This window comes from Bradyrhizobium semiaridum, assembly GCF_020329505.1.
GTDB lineage: Bacteria > Pseudomonadota > Alphaproteobacteria > Rhizobiales > Xanthobacteraceae > Bradyrhizobium > Bradyrhizobium semiaridum.
In genome coordinates, this window is sequence record NZ_JAGKJJ010000026.1 from 102358 (window position 1) to 111917 (window position 9560).

The window sequence follows — 9560 nt, forward strand, 5'->3', positions numbered from 1 at the left end:
TCGATCAGAACAGGGTGTTGGCGTTGCTGGCGAGTTGCTCGACGATCGGTCCGAGCGCCAGTGCCGGGAAGAAGGTCAGACCGCCGATGATCAGGATGACGCCGACGACGAGGCCGACGAACAGGCCGCCGGTGGTCGGCAGCGTGCCGGCCGACGGCGGGATCGACTTCTTCCCGGCCAGCGAACCGGCCATCGCCATCGCCGGCACGATCATGAAGAAGCGGCCGACGAACATCGAGGAGGCGAGCGTCAGATTGTAGAAGAAGGTGTTGCCGGTGAGGCCTGCGAATGCCGAGCCGTTGTTGCCGGTCGCCGACGTAAAGGCGTAGAGCACCTCGGTGAAGCCGTGCGGGCCGGCATTGGCCATCGATGCCACCGCCGACGGCAGCACCACCGCGACGGCTGTCCAGCCGAGATACATCAGCGGCAGCACCAGGATCGCGAGCATCGCCATCTTGACCTCGCGGGCCTCGATCTTCTTGCCGACATATTCCGGGGTGCGGCCGACCATCAGGCCGGCGACGAAGATCGCCAGCACGACGAACAGCAGCATGCCGTAAAGACCGGCGCCGACGCCGCCGACGATGATCTCGCCGAGCTGCATGTTGATCAGCGGAATCATGCCGCCGAACGCGGTGAAGCTGTCATGCATGGCGTTGACCGCGCCGCAGGACGCCGCGGTGGTGATGACGGCGAACAGCGAGGACGCGACGATGCCGAAGCGCACCTCCTTGCCCTCCATGTTGCCGGCGGTCAGCCCGAGTGCCTGCAGCGTCGAAGTGCCGCCCGCTTCCGCCCAGTAGGTGATCGCGACGCCGGCAATGAAGAGCACGCCCATCACGGCGAGGATCGCCCAGCCCTGGCGCTCGTTGCCGACCATGCGGCCGAACACGTTGGTGAGCGCGGCGCCGAGCACGAAGATCGAGATCATCTGCACGAAATTCGACAGCGCGGTCGGGTTCTCGAACGGATGCGCGGCGTTGGCGTTGAAGTAGCCGCCGCCATTGGTGCCGAGCATCTTGATCGCGACCTGCGAGGCCACCGGGCCGAGCGCGATGGTCTGCTTGCCGCCCTCGAGCGTGGTGGCGTCGACATAGGCGCCGAGCGTCTGCGGCATGCCCTGCGAGACCAGGAACAGCGCGTAGACGATGCAGATCGGCAGCAGCACGTAGAGCGTGCAGCGGGTGACGTCGACCCAGAAATTGCCGATGGTGCGCACCGACGAGCGCGAGAAGCCGCGGATCAGCGCCACCGCGAGCGCGATGCCGGTCGCGGCCGACAGGAAGTTCTGATGGGTCAAGCCGAGCATCTGGACCAGATAGGACAGCGTGCTTTCGCCGCCGTAGTTCTGCCAGTTGGTGTTGGTGATGAAGGAGATCGCGGTGTTGAACGAGAGATCCTCGGCGACCGCGCCCTGGCCGGCCGGATTGAACGGCAGCAGCGCCTGCAACCGCATCAGTCCGTAGATGATGAAGAAGCCGCCGACATGGAACAGCAGCATGGCGACCGCGTAGGTCAGCCAGTGCTGCTCGCGCCGCTCGTCGACGCCGCCGACCCAGTAGATGCCGCGCTCCACCGGGCGCAGCACCGGGGAGAGGAAGGTGCGCTCGCCGTTGAAGACGCGGGTCATGTACCAGCCGAGCGGTTTGACCAGCGCGACCACGATGGCGCAATAGAGAATAATCTGAATCCAGCCGATGACGGTCATCGCGTCAAACCTTTCGAATGGGGGCGTAGCGCAGCAACGACGCGAGTACACCGAGCAACAGCCCGGTGAGCACCGCGTCGGCGACAAGGATCTGGCAAAGCGCAAGCATGGCCACCGCCTTCTTGTTTGAGCATGATCTCCGCGCAAACGCGTTCCGCGTTTGTCGCGAGGGAAAACCGCTTCACACTTTTCCGGATCATCCTCAGAATCGTTCGGGGCGCAGCAATGCGTAGGTGAGGTAGAACAGCAGGCCGAGCGAGACGAGGCCGGCGAGCGAGTAGTCGAAGATCATCGCCGCCTCCCCTTACAGCCGTTCGCAGGCATAGGCGTAGCCGATGCCGGCCGCGAAGAAGCCGATTGCGAGCGCCGCCATGACAATGTCCATCATGAGAAACTCCTGTGCGTCACAGGGCGCGGCTCGCCGCATGAATGCCACCGCGCCGGATGGGGGTGAGGTGCCATCCGCGGCATAGGTTTTCGAGATGGGGCGAATGAAGACGTTATAGGAATCCTATAAAGGTCCGCAGGCCGCAGGCCCCGCCGCGGCGTCACGCAACGATACGGCGCTCACGCCGGCTCTATTGCACGCCGTAGCGCCGAAAATCGTCGTCGATACTGCCCTGGATCGCCCTGGCCGCCGCGATATCGGTATTGCCGCCGGTCCTGTTGCCCTGCTTCAGCCTGGCAAGTCCGCGCCCGTAGAGAGCGCTCGCCAGTTTCGGATCGAACCGGAGCGCGGAACTATAGTCGTCGATCGCGGCAGCGAACTGGCCGGTCTTCAGATAGACCAAGCCGCGCGAGTCATAGGTCGCGGCATTGCCGGGGCCGGATTGCAGCGCCTTGTTGCAATCCTCCAGCGCCGCCTGCAGCGCGCCGAGGATCGCCCGGGCCCAGCAGCGTCCGTTCCAGACGCCTTGCAGGCCCGGCTCGAGGCGGATCGCCGCATCGTAGTCCTGCGCGGCGCGATCATAGTCGTTCTTCTTCAGATAGGCCGCAGCGCGGTTGGCGAAGGCTTCGCCGTAGTTGGGGTTGAGCTTGATGGCCTGGTCGAAGGCCTCGGTCGCCCGATCATAGTCGCGCTTCCTGAGGTAGGCCACGCCGCGGTTGTTGAACGGCTTGACGTAATTCGGATTGAGTTCGATCGACTGATCGAAATCCCGGATCGCCCGGTCATAGTCGCGCTTGGCCGCATAGGCGTTGCCGCGATTGTTGTAGGCGGTCGCAAGCGCGGTCGTCGACAGGTCCTGGCGTCCATCGATCAGTGCGGTGCAGCCGCTGATGCGCGCATCCGGCGACGCACGATCGGCGCCGCTGCACAATGCGATGCTCCGGAGATAACCGGCCTTTGCAGGCGGGGTCTGCGCAACCGCCGGCGACCCGAGCAGCAGCGAGGCGACAAGCGGCACGCAGCCAATGGCACAGGTCGTGACACGGATCGTCATATCGGCCCCGGATTTGCGAGGGCGCAGTCGCCGATCTTTCGCAAGTTGCCGTTCAAGGCCCTGCCTGACCCGGGAATGGCCTGCGCTCAAGAAACGATCTAGCACCCCCGGCAAATCTGCGGATTGTACCTCTGATCGAGGTCCAGAGGAGGCTGCTGCGCCGCGCGCGGGATGTACTTTCTCGGAGACTTGCCCTTGCCCTCCTCGATGAGGGTCGCAAACTTCGTGGTGCCGTCATCCGATATTTCGATGTGCGGCGTGGTGCCGCGAATGCCCATCGTCGCCACCGGCGTGTCGACCTTCATGTCGCCGGTCTTGGCGATGTTGCCGGCGACGAAGGTGAAGGTGCCCTTGGTCAGCTTGAGCAGGCTCGAATTCTGCGTCCCATTCGGGTCGTACACGAACTCGCTCATCACCATGCGGGCGTTGCTTGCCAGGTTGAACGAGGTGCCGTCGGTGAAGTTGATCGCGATGCGGCCATCGGCCTCGGTGCGCACCACATCGCCGAGATAGACGAGGTCGCCGACCTTGCTCTGAGCTGACTTGGCGGCGAGGCCGACCTGAACGACCGCGCTCGGGTGCTCGATCGTGGCCGAACCGGTGACGGCAACGACCTTGCCGATCAGCTTCGGCGCCTCCTGTACGGCACGTTGCACCGTATCGTCCTGCGCCCGCGCAATACCGGGACCTGCGAGCGCCAGCACGACACCCGCAATCAATGAGCCAATCAAATGTGCGCGCATGATCCCCTCCTGTTGAGAAGATCTTGTCGTGTCGCAGCCCGATGGTTGATTGGACCCCCGAGCCGGGACCGCAGGACCTTGAATAGACATCTACGCCAATCGTGCCAGGCCGGCTGGTGCAGACAGGCCGCCCCGGAGGCTGGCGAATTTCGGATAAAAATAAGATGTGGACAATTTACCAGCAAATTATACTATAAATTTCCAGGAACCGCACCGCCCAAAATGACAGCAACCCTGTCATGCCGGGTGCAAGGCTCCTGCTACTGGAAGTTAGTTTTCGCTATCGAATTTAGGTTCAATCAAGACATTTCGGCGGGCAAGCCTACGGCTGCCGGCACGAGGAGATTGTGACCTCGTGGCAACGGCACGCCAGACCAAGAAAACTGCGGCCCCACGCTCCGCCTGACTTGCCTAACGGGCGAGAAGCCAATGTTCGTTGCGTCCGGCGTAGGGTTCGGGGACGCATGCATGGCCGATACTGGCCAGCTGCCCCAACTGATCGGCTACATTCAAAGCGCGACCGGCAGCAGCACCCTCAGGCGCGCGAACGGCACTGCCGTTCAAGTCTCGGCTGGCGCTCTTGTTTGCGAGGGCGACGTCGTCGAGACCGCGGCCGACGGCCGGATCGAAATCCACTTCATCGACGGCACCGTGCTCAACCTGGCCGGTGACAGCCGCGCAGAGCTCAGTGAATTTGCGCCCGATTCCATCTACGCGCCGCGATCGGCCGTGTTCGTGATCCCGCGCGGCATCTTCGCCTTCACCGGCGGCGAGCTGGCAAGATCGGGCGCACTGGCCGTGGACACGCCGGTCGGCCGCATCCGCAGCCGGGCTGCGGCCGGCGGCTTCGGCATGCTGTCGCTCACGGCGCTGGTGTTCTCGCTGTTGCAGGAAGCCCGTGCGGCCGACCCGGACGTCACTTTCCTGGATGACGACCGCATCACCTACAAGGACCTCCATCACGGCGTGTTCGAGCTCGTCACCAAGGAGGCGGTCCCCAAGCACATCATTGTCGAGGACCCCGGTGAGACGGTCGTCATCGTCAAGCGCGGCTCCTCGACCAGCGTCAACCAGCTCACCAATACGCCCGCGCGCATGGAGGAGTTGCGGGCGATCCAGCAGGCAACGCTCGGCAATTGGGAGAAGGGATGGAGCCCCAAGGGCTCCGGCTCGACCCCGCTCGACAAGTCTCAGCTGCTGCAGCCGATCAATTTCGACCCGACCGACCCGCTGCCAGTGCAGAATACGCTCTCGCCGCTGCCGGATTTCATCATCCCGCCCAATCAGATCATGCCGCCGCAGCCGCCGATTTTGAGCCTCGGCGCGGGACCCACCCAAGTCGATACCAGCATATTCGACATGTTCGCGACGACGAGCGGGACCTTCTCCGCCAGTACCAGCAATGGCGGCGAGCTGATTTTCGGCATCGGCGGAGGCGTTGCTGACAACGAGGTGGTGGACAATCGGCAATACGACATGTCGGCGGTCGGTACGTTCGGCACGTTCTATCTCAACAGCAAGACCGGCGCCTACACCTTCGTCCCGAACGACGACGCGATCAATGCGTTGAAGGCCAACACGACGCAGAGCTTTGTGATCACGGTGTCGGACGGCAAGCTCTCGTCCAGCCAGGTCTTCAACATTCCGATCGTCGGCGCCAATGACGCCGCCCACATCTCCGGGACCACCGCCGGCGCGGTGGTCGGCGCGGTCGGCGTCACCGATGCCTCGCCCGGCCTGTTGATCGCGAGCGGCACCCTCACCGACGTCGACGTCGACGATCCCGCCAACACCTTCACGGCGATCACCACACCGAAGAAGAGCGCGGGCGGCTACGGCACGTTCACGATGACCACGGACGGCGTGTGGACCTACACGCTCGACAACGCCGACAGCGCCGTGCAGGCGCTCAGGGTCGGCGACACGCTGACCGACAGTTTTACCGTGACCACGATCGGCGGCACCCCGCAGCTGATCTCGATCACCATCCACGGCCCGCTGATCGGGGCGTCGGGACCAGGCCCGGTGCTGGCCCTGAGCGAGACGCATCTGACGGCAACGGCGCTCGATGACAACCTCGCCGGCTCCGCGCCGGACGGCGCGCTGACGACCACATCGGCCGACTTCTCCGGCGCATTCACGTCGGCGCCGGGCGCGGACGGCACCACGATCAGCTACGCGCTGACCATCACCGGCGGCGATGGCAGCGCATCTGGCCTGGTCGATTCGCATACCGGCCTCGCCGACGTGCTGATTCTGAAGGGCAACACCATCGAAGGCCAGGTCGCCAACGGCCTGCTGGCGTTCACCATCACGGTCGATCCGGCGACCGGGATCGTGACCTTCACGGAGTACCGGGCGGTGCGGCAGCCGCTGGACACTGCCTCGGATGGCCACGAAGGCGTGTCGCTGCCCGCCGGATTGGTCCAGCTGGTCGCGACGGTCACGGACCAGAACGGCGAGTTCCAGAGCGCGACCCTCGACCTTGGCAGCCAGCTGATCATCGTCGACGACACCCCAAGTATCGCGCCGACCGGCAGCGCGCCCTCGCTGACGCTGAGCGAGACCCATCTGCCGGCAACCGCGCTCGACGACAGCATCGCCGGATCGGTGCCGGACGTGGCGCGGATGGCGACGTCGGCCGACTTCGCCGTCGCGTTCACCTCGGTGCAGGGTGCGGACGCCGCGACGATCGGCTACGCGCTGACCATCGCCGGCGGCGACGGCGTCGCGTCTGGCCTGGTCGATTCGCATACCGGTCTCGCCGACGTGCTGGTCCTCAGCGGCAACACCATCGAGGGCCGTGTCGGCAACGCCAGCGGCGCGCTGGCATTCAGCATCACGCTCGATGCAGCGACCGGGCTCGTGACCTTCATCGCCTACCGCGCGGTGATGCAGCCCTTCGGCACCAGTCCGGATGGCGGCGAAGGCGTGTCGCTGACATCAGGACTTGTGACCCTGGTGGCTACCATTGCGGACCTCGACGGCGACATCCGGACCGCGAGCCTCGATCTCGGCAGCCGGCTGATCATCGCAGACGACGGCCCCAGCATCTCGGCGACGGGAACGGCTCCGTCGCTGATCCTGAGCGAGACGTCGCTCGCTGCGGCCGCGCAGACCGCCACAGCGGGCGATTTCTCGACGGCGTTCACCTCGGTGCAGGGCGCCGACGGCGCAACGATCGGCTACGCGCTGGCGGTTGCCGGCGGCAACGGCACCGCCTCGGGCCTGATCGACGCACAGAGCGGCCTTGCCGACGTGCTGGTGCAGAGCGGCAACACCATCGAGGGCCGCGTCGGCGGCATCGACGGCACGCTGGCCTTCGCCATCGCGCTCGATCCGGTGACCGGGCTCGTCACCTTCACCGCCTATCGCGCGGTAAAGCAGCCGGCCGGCAGCGAAGGCAAGTCGCTGACATCAGGCATCATCAGCCTGATCGCAACGATCACCGACAAGGACGGCGACTTCCGCACGGCGAGCATCGATCTCGCCAGCCGGCTGACCATCACCGACGCCGGCCCGACCATCGGGACCACGGGAACGGCGCCGTCGCTGACGCTGAGCGAGACGCATCTGACGGGGACCGAGCGCAACGACGGCATCGCTGGCTCGGCGCCGGACCTGGCGCTGACGGCGATTTCGGCCGACTTCTCCACCGCGTTCACCTCGACCAGCGACGCCGATAGCGCGACGATCGGCTATGCGCTCGCGATCGCCGGCGGCAACGGCACCGCCTCGGGTCTGATCGACGCCCACACCGGCCTCGCCGACGTGCTGGTCCTCAACGGCAACACCATCGAAGGCCGCGTCGGCAGCGCAGAGGGCATGCTGGCATTCGCCATTGCGCTCAACCCGGTGACCGGCCTTGTGACTTTCACCGAATACCGCGCGGTGAAGCAGCCGCTCGGCACCAATCCGGACACCGGCGAAGGCCTTTCGCTGACCGCCAACATCGTCTTCCTGATCGCAAAGATCACCGACACGGACGGCGACTTCCAGACCACGAGCATCGATCTCGGCAGCCGGCTCTCCATCACCGATGACGGCCCGACCGTCGGCACGACCGGGACGGCGCCGTCGCTGACGCTGAGCGAGACGCACCTGACGGCAACGGCGCTCAACGACAACATCGGCGGCTCGGCGCCGAATGCGGCGCTGACGACCACCTCCGGCAACTTCGCGTCGGCATTCACATCGGTTCAAGGTGCCGACAGCGCAACGATCGTCTGCGCCCTGACCATCACCGGCGGCAACGGCGCCGCATCCGGCCTGATCGACTCCCACACGGGCCTCGCCGACGTGCTGGTCCTGAACGGCAACACCGTCGAGGGCCATGTCGGCAGCAGCAGCGGCGCGCTGGCGTTCACCATCGCAATCGATCCGGTGACCGGGCTTGTGACCTTCACGGAATATCGTGCGGTGAAGCAATCCCTCGCCACCAACCCGGACAGCGGCGAAGGCAAGTCGCTGACCGCGGGCATCGTCAGCCTGGTCGCGACCATCACCGACAAGGACGGCGATTTCCGCCGCGCCAGCATCGATCTCGCCAGCCGGCTGACCATCACCGACGACGGCCCGACCATCGGCACGACCGGAACAGCACCATCGCTGATCCTGAGCGAGACCCATCTGACCGCGACGATTCAGAACGACAACATCGCCGGCTCGGCGCCGGACGCGGCGCTGACGGCGACCTCAGCCAGTTTCGCATCGGCCTTCACTTCGACCCAGGGCGCTGACGGCGCGACGATCGGCTACGCGTTGTCGATCACCGGCGGCAACGGCACCGCCTCGGGCCTGATCGACTCGCACACCGGCCTCGCGGACGTGCTGGTCCTGAACGGCAACACCATCGAGGGCCGCGTCGGATCGACCGGTGGCACGCTGGCGTTCACCATCGCGCTCAACCCTGTCACCGGGCTCGTCACCTTCACCGAGTACCGGGCGGTAAAGCAGCCCTCGGGCACCAGCCCGGACAATGGCGAAGGCCTCGCGCTGACATCAGGCATCGTCAGCCTGGTCGCAACCATCACCGACACCGACGGCGACTTCCAGAAGGCGAGCCTCGATCTCGGCAGCCGGCTGACCATCACCGACGACGGCCCGACCATCGCAACGACCGGAACGGCACCGTCGCTGACGCTGAGCGAGACGCATCTGACCGCGACCGCGCTGGACGACAATATCGGCGGCACCGCGCCGAACGCGGCGTTGACGGCGATTTCGGCCAGTTTCGCGACGGCGTTCAGCTCGGTCCAGGGCGCGGACAGCGCGACGATCGGCTACGCACTGTCGATCACCGGCGGCAACGGCGCTGCGTCGGGCCTGGTCGATTCGCACACCGGCCTCGCCGATGTGCTGGTTCTGAACGGCAACACCATCGAGGGCCATGTCGGCACCACCACCGGCACGCTGGCCTTCACCATCGCGGTGAATCCCGTGAGCGGGCTGGTGACCTTCACCGAGTATCGCGCGGTGAAGCAAGCGCTCGGCACCGATCCGGACAGCGGCGAAGGCAAGTCGCTGACATCTGGCATCGTCAATCTGGTTGCAAAGATCACGGACAAGGACGGCGACTTCCAGACTGCCAGCATCGACCTCGGCAAGCAGCTGACCATCACCGACGATGGCCCGACGATCGGAGGGTTCGATCACGTCGCCCTCCCC

The 9560-nt window shown here is 65.5% G+C and carries 6 protein-coding genes; 1 reads left to right on the forward strand and 5 read right to left on the reverse strand.

Going from position 1 to position 9560, the window contains the following annotated elements:
- Nucleotides 1-4 precede the first annotated feature (4 nt).
- From kdpA to J6500_RS25360, 5 genes are all read right to left on the reverse strand, one after another.
- Nucleotides 5-1708 (reverse strand): potassium-transporting ATPase subunit KdpA, encoded by a 1704-nt coding sequence (kdpA, locus tag J6500_RS25345; RefSeq protein WP_225715422.1) that lies wholly within the window; start codon nt 1706-1708, stop codon nt 5-7.
- Nucleotides 1709-1910: 202 nt separating this feature from the next.
- Nucleotides 1911-2000: a K(+)-transporting ATPase subunit F gene (locus tag J6500_RS25350; RefSeq protein ID WP_016846764.1), complete on the reverse strand. Its 90-nt coding sequence runs from the start codon at nt 1998-2000 to the stop codon at nt 1911-1913.
- 12 nt (nt 2001-2012) lie between these two features.
- Nucleotides 2013-2135, reverse strand: a complete 123-nt coding sequence (locus J6500_RS32010; protein WP_283842945.1) for a hypothetical protein — start codon at nt 2133-2135, stop codon at nt 2013-2015.
- Between the two features lie 151 nt (nt 2136-2286).
- Nucleotides 2287-3150 (reverse strand): tetratricopeptide repeat protein, encoded by an 864-nt coding sequence (locus tag J6500_RS25355; protein WP_225715423.1) that lies wholly within the window; start codon nt 3148-3150, stop codon nt 2287-2289.
- A 98-nt stretch (nt 3151-3248) separates the two neighbouring features.
- A complete protein-coding gene (locus J6500_RS25360; protein ID WP_225715424.1) occupies nt 3249-3893 on the reverse strand; it encodes a FecR family protein in 645 nt (214 codons plus the stop codon).
- A 468-nt stretch (nt 3894-4361) separates the two neighbouring features.
- Between J6500_RS25360 and J6500_RS25365 the strand changes: the two genes are divergently transcribed.
- Nucleotides 4362-9560: DUF5801 repeats-in-toxin domain-containing protein (locus J6500_RS25365; protein WP_225715425.1), on the forward strand; the 5199-nt coding region annotated here is incomplete at its 3' end.

Coding starts and splice junctions, on each gene's coding strand:
- kdpA (WP_225715422.1), bottom strand. CDS start 1,708: ATGACCGTCATCGGCTGGATTCAGATTATTCTCTATTGCGCCATCGTG.
- J6500_RS25350 (WP_016846764.1), bottom strand. CDS start 2,000: ATGATCTTCGACTACTCGCTCGCCGGCCTCGTCTCGCTCGGCCTGCTG.
- J6500_RS32010 (WP_283842945.1), bottom strand. CDS start 2,135: ATGCGGCGAGCCGCGCCCTGTGACGCACAGGAGTTTCTCATGATGGAC.
- J6500_RS25355 (WP_225715423.1), bottom strand. CDS start 3,150: ATGACGATCCGTGTCACGACCTGTGCCATTGGCTGCGTGCCGCTTGTC.
- J6500_RS25360 (WP_225715424.1), bottom strand. CDS start 3,893: ATGCGCGCACATTTGATTGGCTCATTGATTGCGGGTGTCGTGCTGGCG.